The sequence below is a fragment of the Sphingomonas qilianensis genome (genome assembly GCF_039614825.1).
Classification (GTDB): domain Bacteria; phylum Pseudomonadota; class Alphaproteobacteria; order Sphingomonadales; family Sphingomonadaceae; genus Sphingomonas; species Sphingomonas qilianensis.
Genome location: NZ_JBDIMF010000001.1, coordinates 698,063 through 713,101, shown reverse-complemented (window position 1 = coordinate 713,101; position 15,039 = coordinate 698,063). Strand labels below are relative to the sequence as shown.

General features: G+C 63.8%; 19 protein-coding genes. 9 read left to right on the top strand and 10 right to left on the bottom strand.

Translation table 11 applies throughout. The features are described from left to right. Nucleotides 1-22 precede the first annotated feature (22 nt). Nucleotides 23-490 (bottom strand): GatB/YqeY domain-containing protein, encoded by a 468-nt coding sequence (locus ABC969_RS03445; protein ID WP_345862974.1) that lies wholly within the window; start codon nucleotides 488-490, stop codon nucleotides 23-25. Nucleotides 491-607: 117 nt separating this feature from the next. Here ABC969_RS03445 and carA point away from each other — a divergent pair, with 117 nt between their 5' ends. Then, nucleotides 608-1,804, top strand: a complete 1,197-nt coding sequence (gene carA, locus ABC969_RS03440; protein WP_345862973.1) for a glutamine-hydrolyzing carbamoyl-phosphate synthase small subunit — start codon at nucleotides 608-610, stop codon at nucleotides 1,802-1,804. Then, nucleotides 1,801-2,175, top strand: a complete 375-nt coding sequence (locus ABC969_RS03435) for a ribonuclease E inhibitor RraB (protein WP_345862972.1) — start codon at nucleotides 1,801-1,803, stop codon at nucleotides 2,173-2,175. The genes carA and ABC969_RS03435 overlap by 4 nt, the downstream gene beginning before the upstream one ends. A 6-nt stretch (nucleotides 2,176-2,181) precedes the next feature. Here the strand turns inward: ABC969_RS03435 and ABC969_RS03430 are convergent, their stop codons facing one another. Further along, nucleotides 2,182-2,595 (bottom strand): PIN domain-containing protein, encoded by a 414-nt coding sequence (locus tag ABC969_RS03430; RefSeq protein WP_345862970.1) that lies wholly within the window; start codon nucleotides 2,593-2,595, stop codon nucleotides 2,182-2,184. Further along, a complete protein-coding gene (locus ABC969_RS03425; protein ID WP_345862967.1) occupies nucleotides 2,595-2,837 on the bottom strand; it encodes a FitA-like ribbon-helix-helix domain-containing protein in 243 nt (80 codons plus the stop codon). The genes ABC969_RS03430 and ABC969_RS03425 overlap by 1 nt, the downstream gene beginning before the upstream one ends. A 57-nt stretch (nucleotides 2,838-2,894) precedes the next feature. Here ABC969_RS03425 and carB point away from each other — a divergent pair, with 57 nt between their 5' ends. From carB to ABC969_RS03410, 3 genes are all read left to right on the top strand, one after another. Further along, nucleotides 2,895-6,227, top strand: coding sequence for a carbamoyl-phosphate synthase large subunit (gene carB, locus ABC969_RS03420; protein WP_345862965.1), 3,333 nt, complete (start codon nucleotides 2,895-2,897; stop codon nucleotides 6,225-6,227). Between the two features lie 76 nt (nucleotides 6,228-6,303). Further along, the gene (gene greA, locus ABC969_RS03415; protein WP_345862964.1) at nucleotides 6,304-6,780 is read left to right on the top strand and encodes a transcription elongation factor GreA; all 477 of its coding nucleotides are present in this window, start codon (nucleotides 6,304-6,306) and stop codon (nucleotides 6,778-6,780) included. Between the two features lie 5 nt (nucleotides 6,781-6,785). Then, complete coding sequence (locus ABC969_RS03410) at nucleotides 6,786-7,424, top strand: rhomboid family intramembrane serine protease (RefSeq protein WP_345862962.1); 639 nt, start codon at nucleotides 6,786-6,788, stop codon at nucleotides 7,422-7,424. 69 nt (nucleotides 7,425-7,493) lie between these two features. On the opposite strand, the gene ABC969_RS03405 is transcribed toward ABC969_RS03410, so the two are convergent. The 6 genes from ABC969_RS03405 to ABC969_RS03380 all read right to left on the bottom strand — a co-directional run bounded on the left by ABC969_RS03405 (nucleotide 7,494) and on the right by ABC969_RS03380 (nucleotide 10,348). Continuing rightward, on the bottom strand, nucleotides 7,494-8,180 hold the full coding sequence (locus ABC969_RS03405) for a PEPxxWA-CTERM sorting domain-containing protein (RefSeq protein ID WP_345862961.1): 687 nt from the start codon (nucleotides 8,178-8,180) through the stop codon (nucleotides 7,494-7,496). 182 nt (nucleotides 8,181-8,362) lie between these two features. Further along, nucleotides 8,363-8,593, bottom strand: coding sequence for a DUF4170 domain-containing protein (locus ABC969_RS03400; protein WP_345862960.1), 231 nt, complete (start codon nucleotides 8,591-8,593; stop codon nucleotides 8,363-8,365). A 61-nt stretch (nucleotides 8,594-8,654) separates the two neighbouring features. Beyond that, nucleotides 8,655-9,122: a hypothetical protein gene (locus tag ABC969_RS03395; RefSeq protein WP_345862959.1), complete on the bottom strand. Its 468-nt coding sequence runs from the start codon at nucleotides 9,120-9,122 to the stop codon at nucleotides 8,655-8,657. Continuing rightward, nucleotides 9,119-9,457, bottom strand: coding sequence for a DUF3618 domain-containing protein (locus tag ABC969_RS03390; protein ID WP_345862958.1), 339 nt, complete (start codon nucleotides 9,455-9,457; stop codon nucleotides 9,119-9,121). Before ABC969_RS03390 ends, ABC969_RS03395 begins: the two co-directional genes overlap by 4 nt. Next, nucleotides 9,454-9,837 carry a phage holin family protein gene (locus tag ABC969_RS03385; protein WP_345862957.1) on the bottom strand — a complete coding sequence of 128 codons (384 nt, stop codon included), beginning with the start codon at nucleotides 9,835-9,837 and terminating at the stop codon, nucleotides 9,454-9,456. Before ABC969_RS03385 ends, ABC969_RS03390 begins: the two co-directional genes overlap by 4 nt. After that, nucleotides 9,815-10,348, bottom strand: coding sequence for a hypothetical protein (locus ABC969_RS03380; protein WP_345862955.1), 534 nt, complete (start codon nucleotides 10,346-10,348; stop codon nucleotides 9,815-9,817). Before ABC969_RS03380 ends, ABC969_RS03385 begins: the two co-directional genes overlap by 23 nt. 141 nt (nucleotides 10,349-10,489) lie before the next feature. On the opposite strand from ABC969_RS03380, the gene eno reads away from it, so the two are divergent. Together eno and ABC969_RS03370 are read left to right on the top strand one after the other, a co-directional pair. Then, nucleotides 10,490-11,767, top strand: coding sequence for a phosphopyruvate hydratase (gene eno / locus ABC969_RS03375; protein WP_345862953.1), 1,278 nt, complete (start codon nucleotides 10,490-10,492; stop codon nucleotides 11,765-11,767). A 62-nt stretch (nucleotides 11,768-11,829) separates the two neighbouring features. Beyond that, a complete protein-coding gene (locus ABC969_RS03370) occupies nucleotides 11,830-12,141 on the top strand; it encodes an FtsB family cell division protein (protein WP_345862952.1) in 312 nt (103 codons plus the stop codon). Between the two features lie 299 nt (nucleotides 12,142-12,440). Here ABC969_RS03370 and ABC969_RS03365 read toward each other — a convergent pair whose 3' ends face one another. Further along, nucleotides 12,441-13,304 carry an alpha/beta fold hydrolase gene (locus ABC969_RS03365; RefSeq protein ID WP_345862951.1) on the bottom strand — a complete coding sequence of 288 codons (864 nt, stop codon included), beginning with the start codon at nucleotides 13,302-13,304 and terminating at the stop codon, nucleotides 12,441-12,443. 209 nt (nucleotides 13,305-13,513) lie between these two features. On the opposite strand from ABC969_RS03365, the gene ABC969_RS03360 reads away from it, so the two are divergent. Both ABC969_RS03360 and ABC969_RS03355 read left to right on the top strand, forming a co-directional pair. Next, complete coding sequence (locus tag ABC969_RS03360) at nucleotides 13,514-13,861, top strand: hypothetical protein (RefSeq protein ID WP_345862950.1); 348 nt, start codon at nucleotides 13,514-13,516, stop codon at nucleotides 13,859-13,861. Between the two features lie 513 nt (nucleotides 13,862-14,374). Continuing rightward, nucleotides 14,375-15,037 carry a hypothetical protein gene (locus tag ABC969_RS03355; protein WP_345862949.1) on the top strand — a complete coding sequence of 221 codons (663 nt, stop codon included), beginning with the start codon at nucleotides 14,375-14,377 and terminating at the stop codon, nucleotides 15,035-15,037. Nucleotides 15,038-15,039 lie beyond the last annotated feature (2 nt).

Here is a 15,039-nt window from a genome sequence, read left to right as displayed (position 1 = left end):
AAGAGGTGCGCCGTGGCTCATCTTAGGCCAGCGCCGCCTTCACCAGCCCGCTCGCCTTGCTCATGTCCAGCTCGCTGGCATGGCGCGCCTTCAGCTCGGCCATCACGCGGCCCATGTCCTTCATGCCGGCAGCACCCAGCTCGACCTTGATCGCCTCGATCGCCGCCGCGGTCTGCGCTTCGTCCATCTGCTGCGGCAGGAAGCGTTCGATCACCGCGACTTCGGCGCTTTCGGCATCGGCCAGTTCCTGGCGCCCGCCCTTCACATACATGTCGATCGATTCGCGGCGCTGCTTGACCATCTTCTGCAGCACTTCGATGACCAACGCATCGTCGCTCTCGGGGGCCTTGCCATCCCTTGACTGAGGCGCGCGCGCTTCGATATCGCGGTTCTTCACCGCGGCCTGGATCAGGCTGACCGCATTCCGGGTTACTTTGTCGCCGGCCTTCATTGCGGTGATCTGTGCGGCCTTGATGTCGTCTCGAATCATTCTACGTCCTTTTTGTCGCAACGCGGTCTAGCCGGTTTAAGCGATTGACGCATCCGACATGCGTCTCTAGCCAACGCCGCTTAGCGACATCGATAACGAAACGGAGTGCCCGCCGACATGGCCGACGCCAAACCTATTGCCATGCCTGCCAAGGTTTCGGCCAAGGCTCCAGACGGCGCGACCGGCGTGCTGGTGCTGTCGACCGGGGACGTGGCGTGGGGGCGCGGGTTCGGCGCGGAAGGCGTGGCGGTGGGCGAAGTGTGCTTCCACACGGCGATGACCGGCTATCAGGAAGTGATGACCGATCCGAGCTTCGCCGGGCAGATGGTGACCTTCACCTTTCCGCATATCGGCAATGTCGGGGCCAATCCGGACGACCTCGAGGCGGATGATCCGCATGCGCTGGGCATCATCGTGCGCGAGGATGTGACCGAGCCGTCGAACTTTCGCTCGGTCGAGCGGCTTGACGCCTGGATGGCCAAGCATGGGCGGATCGGTCTGGCCGGGATCGATACCCGCGCACTGACCAAGCGCATCCGCGTCGGCGGCGCGCCCAATGGCGTGATCGCGCATTCGGCGAGCGGCGACTTCGATATTCCGGCGCTGCTGGAGAAGGCGCGCGCCTGGCCGGGGCTGGAGGGCATGGACCTGGCCAAGGATGTGACGACCGAAACGCATTATGGCTGGGAAGGCGGCGTGTGGAAGTTGGGGTTTGGCTATGGTGCGGCGTCGGGCGCGGAGACGAAGCCCCACGTCGTGGCGATCGATTACGGCGCCAAGCGCAACATCTATCGCAATCTTGCCGCCGCCGGCGCGAAGGTCAGCGTGCTGCCCGCCACCGCAACCTATGACGAGGTGATGGCGCTCGCGCCCGATGGCATTTTCCTGTCCAACGGCCCGGGCGATCCCGCCGCGACCGGCCACTATGCCGTGCCGGTGATCCAGCAGCTGCTGGAGACGCGCATCCCGCTGTTCGGCATCTGCCTTGGCCACCAATTGCTCGCGCTGGCGGTGGGCGGCCGCACCACCAAGATGTTCCAGGGGCATCGCGGCGCCAATCATCCGGTCAAGCGCCTCGCCGACGGCGTGGTCGAGATCACCAGCATGAATCACGGCTTCGCGGTAATCGGCGAGAGCCTGCCGGAGACCGCGCGCGAGACGCATGTGTCGCTGTTCGACGGCAGCAATGCCGGCTTCGAACTGACCGACCGCCCCGCATTCAGCGTGCAATATCACCCCGAGGCCAGCCCGGGTCCGCAGGACAGCCTGTACCTGTTCGAGAAATTCGTTGGCAGTTTGAAGGTGGCGGCATGACTCTTCCCGAAGTCGATCAGGCGCGGCTCGATGCCGAATGGGCGGCGGACAAGGACGTGCTCGCCAGCCTGGCCGAGAATGGCGATGTCGCCGACATCGTCCGGCCCGTGGATGTCAGCTTCCGCGGCGAGGAAGAGGCGCTCGATCGGCTGGAGGAGAATGCCGAGGAGCTGGGCTTTACGGTGATCGAGCGCGAAGAGGATGAAGACGGCGAGATTTCGCTGTTCCTCGGCTGCGAACAGGCCGCCGACGAAGCCGCGATCAAGGCGCTGACGCTGCGCTGCCTGCAGATCGAGCTGCTATACGACGTGGAATATGACGGCTGGGGCTGCACCGCCGAGGACGGCACTGGCGAAGACGGGCAGGATTGATGCCGCTTATGCTTCCCATGGATTTATCAGGTCGAGCCCGAGACCTGCGAAATGCTTGGTGTTCCGGGTCGCAAGCGCCATCCCGGCAGCGAGCGCCGTTGCGGCAATCTGCGTGTCTGCAGTCCCAGGGTCACGGCCGGCAGCTTCCTGGAACGTCAGCACGGCGGCATAGCGCCTGGCCGCAGGCAGATCGAAACCAATTAGGCGGTCGGCGTAAATTGCCAGGATCGTTTCATACGTTTCGCCCAGCAGGCGTTTGCGGGTCCCCTGCGGCATCGCTTCCACGCCTGACAGAAACTCGCCGACCACGACCGACGACAACCACAATTCCTCAGCATGCTCCTGTTCCCATGCCACAACGCGTTTGTCCGGGCGCTGGCGGACAAGCTCACTCCAGACATTCGTATCGACGAGAATCATCAATCGTCGAACGTCGGAATGCGCGCACGGCTGCGGGGGGGAATAGGCAGTTCGAGACCTGGACGGCTTCCGTCATACAGCATCTGTCCGATCGATTTCCGCTGTGGACTCGAAGGCGGACGAACCAACGCAATCAGCGCGCGCCGCGCCTCGTCTTCGAGCGATCGGCCATTCTTGGCCGCCCGCTCGCGCAAGTCCTGCTTCACGTCGTCGGGCAGGTTTCTGATCGTGACACTCGCCATACCCTGCCTCCAGTGATTGCAATGCAATCAACGTATTCAATGAGAGCATATTGAGCAATGCCAAAACGTACTGACATCTCCTCGATCCTCGTCATCGGCGCGGGGCCGATCGTTATCGGCCAGGCGTGCGAGTTCGATTATTCGGGCACGCAGGCGATCAAGGCGTTGCGCGAGGAGGGCTATCGCATCGTGCTGGTCAATTCGAACCCGGCAACGATCATGACCGATCCTGACCTCGCCGATGCCACCTATGTCGAGCCGATCACGCCCGAGATCGTGGCCAAGATCATCGCCAAGGAGCGGCCGGACGCGGTGCTGCCGACGATGGGCGGGCAGACCGCGCTCAACACGGCGCTGGCGCTGTTCAATGACGGCACGCTGGAGAAATACGGCGTGCAGATGATCGGCGCGGATGCCGAGGCGATCGACAAGGCCGAGGACCGGCAGAAATTCCGCGAGGCGATGGACCGGATCGGGCTGGAAAGCGCGCGCTCGGGCATCGCGCATTCGGTCGACGAGGCATTCGCCGTGCTGGAGCGCACTGGGCTCCCGTCGATCATCCGGCCCTCATTCACGATGGGCGGATCGGGCGGCGGCATCGCCTATAACCGCGAGGAATTCGAGGCGATCGTGCGCTCCGGGCTCGATGCATCGCCGACCACCGAAGTGCTGATCGAAGAGTCGCTGTTGGGGTGGAAAGAATATGAGATGGAGGTCGTTCGGGACCGGAACGACAATTGCATCATCATCTGCTCGATCGAGAATATCGATCCGATGGGCGTGCACACTGGCGACAGCATCACCGTCGCCCCGGCGCTGACGCTGACCGACAAGGAATATCAGATCATGCGCAACGCGAGCATCGCGGTGCTGCGCGAGATCGGCGTGGAGACGGGGGGCTCGAACGTGCAGTTCGCAGTCAATCCGGCGGACGGGCGGCTGATCGTGATCGAGATGAACCCGCGCGTGTCGCGCTCGTCGGCGCTCGCCTCCAAGGCGACGGGCTTCCCGATCGCCAAGGTCGCGGCGAAGCTGGCGGTGGGCTATACGCTGGACGAGATCACCAATGACATTACCGGCGCCACGCCGGCCTCGTTCGAGCCGACGATCGATTACGTCGTCACCAAGATTCCGCGCTTCGCGTTCGAGAAGTTCAAGGGCGCCGAGCCGATCCTGTCGACCGCGATGAAGTCGGTCGGCGAAGTGATGGCGATCGGGCGCAATATTCACGAGAGCCTGCAAAAGGCGCTGCGCGGGCTGGAAACCGGGCTCAGCGGCTTCAACATGATCGAGGCGCTGGAAGGCGCGCCGCGCGCGGAGATCGAGGCGGCACTGGCGCGCGCCACACCGGATCGCCTGCTGGTCGCGGCGCAGGCACTGCGCGAGGGCTTCACGGTGGCCGAGGTGCATGCCATCGCCAAGTTCGATCCGTGGTTTCTCGAGCGCATAGCCGAGATTATCGCGGCGGAGGAGCAAGTCTGCCAGCACGGCCTGCCGATCGACGCTGCGGGCATGCGCAAGTTGAAATCGATGGGTTTCAGCGACAAGCGACTCGCTTATCTGGCGCTCAAATCGGCCAATCTGCGCGGCATGGAGCGCGGCATCGCGCGCGGATCGGGGCTGATCCACGATGCCGTGGTGGCGATGACCGGCGGCGTGACCGAGGACGAGGTGCGCGCGCTGCGCCACCGGCTTGGCGTGCGCCCGGTGTTCAAGCGCATCGACACCTGCGCGGCCGAGTTCGATGCCAAGACGCCGTATATGTACTCAACCTACGAGGCGCCGAGCTTCGGCGAGCCGGAATGCGAGAGCCAGCCCAGCGCGCGGCGAAAGATCGTCATTCTGGGCGGCGGGCCGAACCGCATCGGGCAGGGCATCGAATTCGATTATTGCTGCTGCCATGCCTGCTTCGCGCTGGAAGAGGCCGGCTATGAGACGATCATGGTCAATTGCAATCCCGAGACCGTGTCGACCGATTACGACACCTCGGATCGGCTGTATTTCGAGCCGCTGACCGCCGAGGACGTGCTGGAGATATTGCATACCGAGCAGCAGAATGGCGAGCTGGTCGGCGTGATCGTGCAGTTTGGCGGGCAGACGCCGCTCAATCTGGCGCGCGCGCTGGAGGCGGCGGGGATCCCGATCCTCGGCACCTCGCCCGACGCAATCGATCTGGCCGAGGATCGCGAGCGCTTCTCCGCGCTGGTGACCAAGTTGAAGCTGCTGCAGCCGGCCAATGGCCTGGCCCGCAGCCGCGACGAGGCAGTCGCGGCAGCCGAGCGGATCGGTTATCCCGTGCTGATGCGGCCGAGCTATGTGCTCGGCGGGCGCGCGATGGAGATCGTCGACTCGCTCGAACAGCTCGATAATTACATCGCGACTGCGGTGCATGTGTCGGGCGACTCGCCGGTCCTGATCGATCAATATCTGCGCGATGCGATTGAGGTGGATGTCGATGCGATCTGCGACGGGACGGATGTCACGGTCGCCGGCGTGTTGCAGCATATCGAGGAAGCCGGCGTGCATTCGGGTGACAGCGCCTGTTCGATCCCGCCTTATTCGCTTTCCCCCGAGATCATCGCCGAGATCGAGCGGCAGACGGTGGCGCTGGCGCATGCACTGTCGGTCGTGGGCCTCATGAACATCCAGTTCGCGGTGAAGGATGGCCTCGTCTATCTCATCGAGGTCAATCCGCGCGCCAGCCGCACGGTGCCCTTCGTGGCCAAAGCGATCGGCGCGCCGATCGCCAAGATTGCGGCGCGCGTGATGGCGGGCGAGAAGCTGGCCGATCTGCCCAAGATCGATCGCCACATCGATTATTATGCCGTGAAGGAAGCGGTGTTTCCGTTCAACCGCTTCCCCGGCGTCGATCCAGTGCTCTCACCGGAAATGAAATCAACCGGCGAAGTGATGGGAATCGATAGTAATTTCGCCATCGCCTTTGCCAAAGCCGAGCTTGGTGCGGGCACCGTTCTGCCAAGCCAGGGCACGGTGTTCATTTCGGTCAAGCCGAGCGACAAGCCGGTGATCCTCCCCGCGGCGCAGACGCTGGCGGCGCAAGGCTTCAGCATCGTGGCGACCGATGGGACAGCGGCATTCCTTACCGCCAATGGCGTGCCCGTCGAGCGCGTCAACAAGGTGGCGCAGGGGCGGCCGCATATCGTCGACCGGATGAAGGACGGACAGATCCATCTGGTGTTCAACACCACCGAGGGCTGGCAATCGCTCAAGGATTCGCAGCCGATCCGCGCCGCGGCGCTGGTGCAGAAGATTCCGCACTTCACTACCGCGGCGGCAAGCGTCGAGGCGGCACGAGCAATTGCGGCGCTAAGCAACCACGACCTTGAAGTACGGCCGCTGCAATCCTATTATTCGCACTCGCACAACTGACCCCCAAATCATAAAACGTGCGGGCGGGCCCCTTCAGGGCTGGCCGAATGGGGTAATTGACGAAGGACGACAAGGGATGGCGACCGTCGAAAAGATGCCGATGCTGCAGGATGGCTATGAAAAGCTGAATGCGGATCTGAAACGGCTTAAGGCGGAGCGCCCGACCATCGTCGATGCGATCGAGGAAGCGCGCGCGCATGGCGACCTTTCGGAAAATGCCGAATATCATGCCGCCAAGGAACGCCAGGGCCAGATCGAAGCCTCGATCAGCGACATCGAGGACAAGCTCAGCCGCGCGCAGGTTATCGATCCGCGCGATCTGACCGGCGACAAGGTGGTGTTCGGCGCCACCGTGACGCTGATCGATGAGGACGAGAAGGAATCGACCTATCAGATCGTCGGCCAGACCGAGGCCGATGCCAAGGGCGGGCGCATCTCGTACAACTCGCCGCTCGGCCGCGCGCTGATCGGGCGCCGTGTCGATGACGAAGTCGAAGTGACCGTGCCGGCGGGCGACCGCTGGTATTCGGTGGCCAAGATCGAGTTCATCTAACCCTCATGGACTGGCGCCAGGCACGCGCGACCACAGTTCTCGTGGTCGCGACGATCATCGTGTCGGGGCTGGTCATCATGACCGGCAGCGCGGGCTATGCCGCGGTGGTGGCGGGGTTCATCCCCGCACTGGCCTCGGGCGCGGCGCTGCCGGCGGCGTTCGGCGCCAGCGTGCCGTGGCTGCTGACGCCGCTCACCTCGGCCCTGCTGCATGCCAATTTTATCCATCTGATGCTCAATCTGGTGATGCTGGTCTATTGTGGGCAGATGACCGAGCGCGCGGTGGGCGCGCGCGGGCTGATCATCCTGTATCTGGTCGGCGCGTATGGCGCGGCGGCGGGGCAGTGGCTGCAGGATCCGGCCGGCACCGCGCCGATGGTCGGCGCCTCGGGCGCGATCTCCGCGGTGATTGCGGCCTATTCGCTCTATTACGGGCAGATGCGCGCCAAGCCGCTCGGGCCGGTGCCGGCCAGCGTGCTGCACGTGCTGTGGCTGGCGGCGGCATGGATCGGCATCCAGTTGCTCACCGGGCTGGCGGGGCTGAACGGCGATCTGCGCATCGCTATCGGCGCGCATATCGGTGGCTTCATCGTCGGGCTGGTGCTGGCGCGGCCGTTGCTGTTGTGGCGCTATCGCGGGGCGTGAACGGGCGCGGGTGAGACGCCGCCGATCGTGCGATCGGCGGCATCGTTATCGTCCAGTGCGGGCGCGGGTTTAGATCGCGTAGGAGACCCGGCCGGCGCGTTTGGCCCGACGCCGGCGCAGCGTCAGGCCGGTCATGCCAAACCCGGCGAGCATCATCGCCCAGGTAGCGGGTTCGGGCACGGCGGAGACAGCCGTCGTGCCGGTAACTCGGAAATTGAGATCGCAATTGCCAGTCCGAGCGCAATTCGGATACACTTCGCGCGTGAACAGCGCCTTGCCGCCGGCATAGGCATCGCCCGATAGTTCGGCACCGGTGAAGATATTGATGTCCGGCCCCATCACCACGCCGTTACGCGAACTGCTGCTCGACAATACCGCGGTATATTTCTGCCCGATTGCCACGGTGGTGCCCGTAATATCAAAATCGAACCAGGTTGGGGTCCGCGTGTTGATGCTGGTCGGCAGCGTGAAGACGCGCGTGGCGAGCGCCACGCCGGTCAGCGTTTCGCCAGCGTATAGATTGAACGTAAACGGCAAATTCGCATTGCCGGGATTCAGGGCGTTAAATTGAAACCCGAAAGACGTGAGATCGGTGTCGAGCGCGGTGAAGCTCTGTCCCGCGGCACCGAACGCCGACAGGATGAACGACCGTTGCGAACCGGATGTGACCTCCAGCGTCGCGGCCGAGGCCTGCGATCCGGCAAACGCTGCTGCCGCAATGAGGAGCGCGGTTACAGCCCGCGATAAGGATGCCATGTGTCGAATCTCCCATGCCGTTATGATGCGCCGATATCGCAACATCATGTGACGGGCAGGAGACAGTTAGCATTCCATTAAGGTTTCTTGCCGGTCCGCCCCGATCGCGGTGGTCCAGCAGGCATCATCGGCACCTAGCCCCGAGTCCGTCCGTCCCCGGGGCGCTGGCGGCGCGGGGCGCCTTAATTGCCTAATTTGGCGATCAGATCGGGCTGCACTAGCCGGTGCAGGTGGACCACGACATATTTCATCTCGGCATCGTCCACCGTGCGCTGCGCGGCGGCGCGCCAGGCTTTCTCGGCGCTCTTATAATCCGGAAACATGCCAACGATCTCGATCGAGTCGAGATCGTCGAAATCGAGCGTCCGGGGATCGCTGACGCGACCGCCGAAGACGAGGTGGAGCTTGCTCATGATCGTGATTCCCGCAGGGTAGGTTGTCACGAACGGCCTTAGCCTCGCCTCAGCCTCGCGTCTATTCCGCGCTGGCGTCGCTCTTGGCCTTGGCCTCTTTTGATGCGGTCATGGCGGCGGTGCCGGCGGTGACCAACGCGGTCAAGATGCCGCCGACGAGCTTGCCGCCCTGCTCACTAAGCGCGCCCTTGCTGAGGCCCAGCGCGCCAAGCTCGGCAAGGCCGGTGGTCTTGGCATTATGCACCGCATCGGTAGTAGTGGTGCGCAGTTTGCGGCCGACGGGAGCAAGCAACGCCGCTTCGCGATTGCTGCGCGGCAGCAATGCGCCGGCGAGCGCACCGACGGCCATGCCACCGATCAGCATCGGCAGCGGATTGGCTTCAATCACCTGGACGGTGCGATCGGCGACGTCACGCGCGCCATCACGCGCGGTATCGAGCGCGTGGACGGCGGCGACACGGGTCTTCTCGATCGTGCTCTGCTGGGAGGAGTCGGTGTTGGCGCCCTTCTGGGTAACGGGATCGGTCATTTCAGTTTCCTTTTGACAGCGCGGGGCGGTTTGGAGGTCAAACTATCAGGCGCCAGCGAGGTTGCATGGGGCGGTCGGGCAAACAGGCGGGCGATGGGCCGGCGTGCGAGGAACAGGCTGACGGCAGCAACGGCACCGGCCACCGTCAGCGGATAACGGCGCGCGATCTCAGCGCCGTCTTGCGCCACGGCCTGCCCCTTGGCCTTCAGGCCCTGAGCGGCGACCTGCACCAGTGCCTTGGGCGCAATGCGCGCCTGCAGCGTGGCAAGCGTTACGCCGAGCCGCGCGCGGGCCGCAGCAGCCTGCGCTTCGGCGGCAAAGATGGCATCGGTCATTTGGCGGCACTCATCTTGCGCACACGGCGCAGCGCGAGCCAGCCGAGCAGCGCGACCAGCACCAGCGTACCACCGACGACGATCACTGTGGCCCAGCCCGGGCCGACGCGCGGCGCCAGCGTGAGCAGCAGGCCGACGAACAAGGCAATGACCGCAGCGTTGGCCAGCACCAGTGCGGATACGCCGAAGATCGCAACGAACTTGGCCTCGCCCAGCCAGACGGTGGCTTTGGCGCGGTAGACCGCGACCTCCGCCAAAGCATAAGCGCGGGCGTCCGCTACGAGATCGCCGGCCAAGGCGCCGATGCTTGGCTCGGGCGGCGGCTGCGTCATCATATCTGCCTCCGCCGCCGCCGCATCATGCGCGATCGTTATCGGCATTTAGCCCCGACTGGACGAGACGCGCCAGTACGAAGCCGATCGCCGCTGCCGTGCCGATGGCGATCGCGGGGCTCTTGCGCACGAAGCCCGTTGCGTCGGCGATCAAATCGTCGACATTCTTGGCTTTCAGCGATTCGGAAAATCCGGTCACCGCATCGGCCGCACTGCGGGCGTATTGGCCATATTGCGCGCCGACCTTGTCCTCAACCGTTCCGGCCGCATCCTGGAGCATCGTGGCGAGTTCATCGAGTGCGCTACCGGCGCGTGACTTGCCATCTTCGACATAAGTTTTGGCGTGATCACCGACGCTTTGCGTGATTTTGGCAGCGCCCTCCTTAAGCGTCTGTGCGGTGCTCGTGGCAGCGGGCGCCGCCTGCCCGGCCGCGTCATCCGAGGCGTTGTTCTGGCCGCTCGACTGGCCCTGGGGGCTGAAACCGGTGCCGGTCGGCGCTGCGTCTTCGCTCGCGTTGCTGGTTGTCGCGGTGAATGATTTGTCGTTCTGGTCGGCCATGATCTCGCCCTTTCCGTTGTTAACCGTCCAACTGGCCGCGGGCAGCGCGGTTCCATCGGGCTGCCGAATTGCCCGAGGCGGCGATAGCCGATAGAGGCCATGCGCATTGCCGCGCGGCGGCCAGAATAGAAGGATCGTTTCGTGACCGCAATCATCGACCTGCACGCTCGCCAGATCATCGACAGCCGCGGTAACCCGACGGTCGAGGTGGATGTAATGCTGGAGGACGGCAGTTTCGGGCGTGCGGCCGTGCCATCGGGCGCGTCGACCGGGGCACATGAGGCAGTCGAACGGCGCGACGGCGACAAGAGCCGCTGGCTGGGAAAGGGCGTGCAGGGCGCGGTCGATGCGGTGAATGGCGAGATCGCCGATGCCGTGCTCGACATGGATGCCGAGGACCAGAGCGACGTCGATCATGCGATGATCGACCTCGACGGCACCGAGAATAAAAGCCGGCTGGGCGCCAACGCGATTTTGGGCGTGAGCCTTGCGGTGGCCAAGGCGGCGGCGGATGCACGCGGTTTGCCGCTGTATCGCTATGTCGGCGGCGTTTCGGCGCATGTGCTGCCGGTGCCGATGATGAACATCATCAACGGCGGCGAGCATGCCGACAATCCGATCGATTTCCAGGAATTCATGATCGTGCCGGTGGGCGCGGACAATCTGTTCGACGCGGTGCGCTGCGGCTCGGAGATATTCCATACGCTCAAGAAGGGCTTGCACGATCAGGGGCTGGCAACCTCGGTGGGCGACGAAGGCGGCTTTGCGCCCAACATCGCCAGCACCAGCGCAGCGCTCGATTTCATCATGTCGTCGATTGAAAAGGCCGGCTACACGCCGGGCGATGACGTGATGATCGCGCTGGATTGCGCGGCGACCGAATTCTTCAAGGACGGCAAGTACAATATCTCGGGCGAGAACCGCATTCTCGAAAGCGCCGAGATGGCGGAATATCTCGCCGATCTGACGCGCCGCTACCCGATCTTCTCGATCGAGGACGGCATGGCCGAGGATGACTGGGCCGGCTGGAAGGCGCTGACCGATCTGGTTGGCGACAAGGTGCAATTGGTCGGCGACGATCTGTTCGTGACCAATCCCAAGCGGCTCAAGCGTGGCATCGACGAGAAGATCGCCAACTCGATCCTCGTCAAGGTCAACCAGATCGGCACGCTGACCGAGACGCTGGAAGCGGTGTCGATGGCCAATCGCGCAGGGTATACCGCAGTGATGTCGCATCGCTCGGGTGAGACGGAGGATGCGACGATCGCCGATCTGGCGGTGGCGACCAATTGCGGGCAGATCAAGACGGGTAGCCTGGCGCGCAGCGACCGGTTGGCCAAATACAACCAGCTGATCCGCATCGAGGAAGAGCTGGGTGACGCCGCCGTTTATGCGGGGCGTGGCGTGCTGCGCGGATGATCTCCCCGAATCGAGGCTGAATTGTCTTGATGCGCGGCGGTTAGCCTGCGAGAATCGGGCGTATGGCGAAACGTTCGACCCTTTCGATGATGCTGCGTGGCGCGGTGGTGCCGGCGGTGGTGGTGATCGTGATCACCGGCCTCGCCGCGTACACCGTACTGGGGCCGAACGGCGCGCGCGCTTATGGCGACGTGAAGCGGCAGCTGAGCGTGCGCGAAGTGCAATTGGCGGGGCTGAAGATCAAGCGCGCCGAATGGCAGAACAAGGTGGCGTTGCTCGATCCGAAACGCGCCGATCCCGACATGGTGGACGAGCTGACGCGCGAGAAATTGAACGTCGTGCATCCGGACGAGGTCATCGTCCCGCTGAAATGAGGCAGCGCTGTGTTGGTGCGGTGCTTTGCGGGTGGGCACGGTCCATCAAAAAGAATTTTTCGCACTAAGACGCTAAGACGAAGACGACACCTTCTCCTCGCGTCTTTGCGTCTCAGCGCGAAATTCTCTTCCTTATGGAATGTAAGGTGGGCTGCTCGCGCGCCGCGGCATTCGTCTGTGAAACGGATTTCGCACGAAGCCACGAAGCCACGAAGAAGTGCTTCTCTTCGTGGCTTCGTGGCTTCGTGCGACTCTCACTTCTTGCATGACATGATGGCCGTCTGCGCGGGCAAGGCGGGTCAGCCCGCGATGAGCTGTGCTTCGTGATCGGCGCCGGTGCGGCCGCGGCCGAGGAAGGTCAGCAGATCCCGCGTGAAGCGGTCGCTTTCGGTGATCGTCAGGCCATGCGGCGCGCCATCATATTCCACCAGTTGTGCTTGCGCGATGCCGTTGGCCGCGGCGCGACCAGTGGGGTCGATCGGCACGGTCTTGTCGGCGGTGCCGTGCACGACCAGGGTCGGCACGCGGAAAGCGGGCAGGTCGCCGCGGAAATCGGTGTGGCCGAACGACTCCGCGCACGCCAGGATCGGCTTCAGGCCGCCCTGCATCGCCATCCGCCAGGCCCAGTCGACCGTCTGGCTGCTGACCGGCGAGGAGATGAAGCCGACGCCGAGGAAATCCTGCAAAAAGCTGTGGAAGAAGCCCGGGCGGTCTTTCTTGATTCCGTCGCCGATCGCCTGCAATTGCGCCTCGGGCACGCCATGCGGGTTATCCTCGGTCTTCAGCATATAGGGCACGACCGAGGAGATCAGCCCGGCACCGATCACGCCTTTGCCCTCGTGCCGGCTCATGTAGCGCGCGACCTCGCCACCGCCCATCGAGAAGCCGACCAGCGTCGCGTCGTCCGCGCCGGTCTGTTCGAGCACGTCGGCAAGATCGTCGGCCAGCGTGTCGTAATCATAGCCGGTCCAGGGCTGGGCCGAGCGACCGAAGCCGCGGCGGTCATAAGCAATGGCGCGGAAGCCCGCCTCGGCCAATGCCATGGCCTGCGCGTCCCAGCTGTCGGCGGAGAGCGGCCAGCCGTGGATGAGGACGACGGGGCGGCCGCTGCCCCAATCCTTGACGTAGAGATCGGTACCGTCGCGCGTCTGGATATAGGGCATGGGGAAACTCCGTTACGCTGGCAAATCGTTCAGCGTGAACGGATTGCCGGGCAGCGGAGTTCCGCTGCCGCGTCGCCCCAATGGGATGGGGCGAGATCGGGCTGGGCGATCGCCGCGGGCCTCGATCATGCGATCACACGCTTTTGCGAAAGATAGCGTTTACCGTAAAGTTTCTTGCTGCACTGCAGCGCAATTGGTATGATAGCGTTATGACAGAGACTTTGACCGCTGAGCGGCCGCCCGTCCAGACGCCCACGACCACGCCCACCGTGTTCGAGGCGATCGTGCGCAAAATGTGCCTCGCTGCGACCTACAACAAGGTCGAGATGACGCTTGCGCCGCATGTCATTTATACCAAGCATGACGAGTTGTTCATCGACGCCGAGGTGCTGGCGCGCGATGGCAAGCCGCCCAAGGAAGCCAAGATGGGTACGTTCAAGCTGATCGGCCTAACCGCGCTGCGCATCACGCCGCGCGCTTTCCAGGTCAGCCCGTTGTTCGATCAGGGTAGCTTCAAATATGCCGACACCACGCTGATGGCGGTCGAACCCGACTGATCTGCCGACACGGCAGGTGGGGTTCTGAGTGCGCTCCCGCTTTTTGTCGTTTGCCGCCTATCACAAGGCAGAACCTAGCGGTGCTGAAGTCCTCCATTGGACCGGCCAAGCCTTATACGGGCGGCGTTGAGAACGATCGCGCAACGGCGTAGCGTGTTGCATCCCCGATTGACCCGGAGCCTTTTGTGGTTCCGCGCCGGGCGACGTGGTTGGCGGCCTGTGTAACTAGACGTCTTCCGGCAGGAGCGTTATGTTTTGCTGAGATGAAATTGATTTAGAGCATCGTAAAGTGCCTTTATAGAGACTCGCTCGGCTGCGTTGCGCACTTCGAGTCCGAGGGGGGGCGACTTGTCGCCGACGCTGCGTAGCGTGCGCAATGCTATTCAAACAAAGGATTTTACCAGAAGCTAATTGCACAGCGGCATCACCTTATTGGATGAGGAAATAACCGTGGCGACACTAGCGAAGCATGGCCCAACCCGCCTCAGTAACGAGCGATGGTTTTTCGTTATCATGGCCGGGATCATCGCCAGCGCGACTTTTGTCGGCTTTGCCCCCAGTTATTATCTCGCGCCCCTGTTCGGTGCCCGGCCACTATCGCTGCTGCTGCATGTTCATGGTGTCGTGTTTACCGCATGGGTCGGGCTGTACGTCGCGCAGACCGGGCTGGTCGCCGTCGGTCGGGCCGACATCCACCGCATCGTCGGCCCGGTGGCCGTGGTCCTGGCGGTGGTGATGGTGCCGCTCGGGATCGCGACGGCGATCATTTCCAAGCGGGTCGCCGCGGCCCGCCATCTGCCGCTGCCCGGGCCGCCGCTGATCTTTCCGCTTGGCGCAATCGTGACATTTGCGGTGCTGGTCGGCGCGGCGGTGGTGATGCGCAAGCGGTCCGCGTGGCACAAGCGCTTGATGTTCCTGGGGACGGCGGCGGTCTTGACGACCCCGCTCGCGCGCATCACGCGCTTTACGGAAATGGGACTGGCGCCGCCGATCGGGGGGATGATCCTCACCGATATATTGCTCGGCGCCCTGGTGGTTTACGATGTGCGGACAAGCGGCAAGGTGCATCCGGCAACAGTCTGGGGCGGCGGCTTCTTTGTCGCGACGCAGGCGCTTCGGATCCTGCTCAATATGACGCCCGCCTGGCAGGCGTTCGCCAAGAGTTTAACCGGATGAGC

Bases quoted from the DNA above. Each gene is read 5' to 3' on its own strand.
- ABC969_RS03445 (WP_345862974.1), bottom strand. From the start codon at position 490: ATGATTCGAGACGACATCAAGGCCGCACAGATCACCGCAATGAAGGCC.
- carA (WP_345862973.1), top strand. From the start codon at position 608: ATGGCCGACGCCAAACCTATTGCCATGCCTGCCAAGGTTTCGGCCAAG.
- ABC969_RS03435 (WP_345862972.1), top strand. From the start codon at position 1,801: ATGACTCTTCCCGAAGTCGATCAGGCGCGGCTCGATGCCGAATGGGCG.
- ABC969_RS03430 (WP_345862970.1), bottom strand. From the start codon at position 2,595: ATGATTCTCGTCGATACGAATGTCTGGAGTGAGCTTGTCCGCCAGCGC.
- ABC969_RS03425 (WP_345862967.1), bottom strand. From the start codon at position 2,837: ATGGCGAGTGTCACGATCAGAAACCTGCCCGACGACGTGAAGCAGGAC.
- carB (WP_345862965.1), top strand. From the start codon at position 2,895: ATGCCAAAACGTACTGACATCTCCTCGATCCTCGTCATCGGCGCGGGG.
- greA (WP_345862964.1), top strand. From the start codon at position 6,304: ATGGCGACCGTCGAAAAGATGCCGATGCTGCAGGATGGCTATGAAAAG.
- ABC969_RS03410 (WP_345862962.1), top strand. From the start codon at position 6,786: ATGGACTGGCGCCAGGCACGCGCGACCACAGTTCTCGTGGTCGCGACG.
- ABC969_RS03405 (WP_345862961.1), bottom strand. From the start codon at position 8,180: ATGGCATCCTTATCGCGGGCTGTAACCGCGCTCCTCATTGCGGCAGCA.
- ABC969_RS03400 (WP_345862960.1), bottom strand. From the start codon at position 8,593: ATGAGCAAGCTCCACCTCGTCTTCGGCGGTCGCGTCAGCGATCCCCGG.
- ABC969_RS03395 (WP_345862959.1), bottom strand. From the start codon at position 9,122: ATGACCGATCCCGTTACCCAGAAGGGCGCCAACACCGACTCCTCCCAG.
- ABC969_RS03390 (WP_345862958.1), bottom strand. From the start codon at position 9,457: ATGACCGATGCCATCTTTGCCGCCGAAGCGCAGGCTGCTGCGGCCCGC.
- ABC969_RS03385 (WP_345862957.1), bottom strand. From the start codon at position 9,837: ATGCCGATAACGATCGCGCATGATGCGGCGGCGGCGGAGGCAGATATG.
- ABC969_RS03380 (WP_345862955.1), bottom strand. From the start codon at position 10,348: ATGGCCGACCAGAACGACAAATCATTCACCGCGACAACCAGCAACGCG.
- ABC969_RS03370 (WP_345862952.1), top strand. From the start codon at position 11,830: ATGGCGAAACGTTCGACCCTTTCGATGATGCTGCGTGGCGCGGTGGTG.
- ABC969_RS03365 (WP_345862951.1), bottom strand. From the start codon at position 13,304: ATGCCCTATATCCAGACGCGCGACGGTACCGATCTCTACGTCAAGGAT.
- ABC969_RS03360 (WP_345862950.1), top strand. From the start codon at position 13,514: ATGACAGAGACTTTGACCGCTGAGCGGCCGCCCGTCCAGACGCCCACG.
- ABC969_RS03355 (WP_345862949.1), top strand. From the start codon at position 14,375: ATGGCCGGGATCATCGCCAGCGCGACTTTTGTCGGCTTTGCCCCCAGT.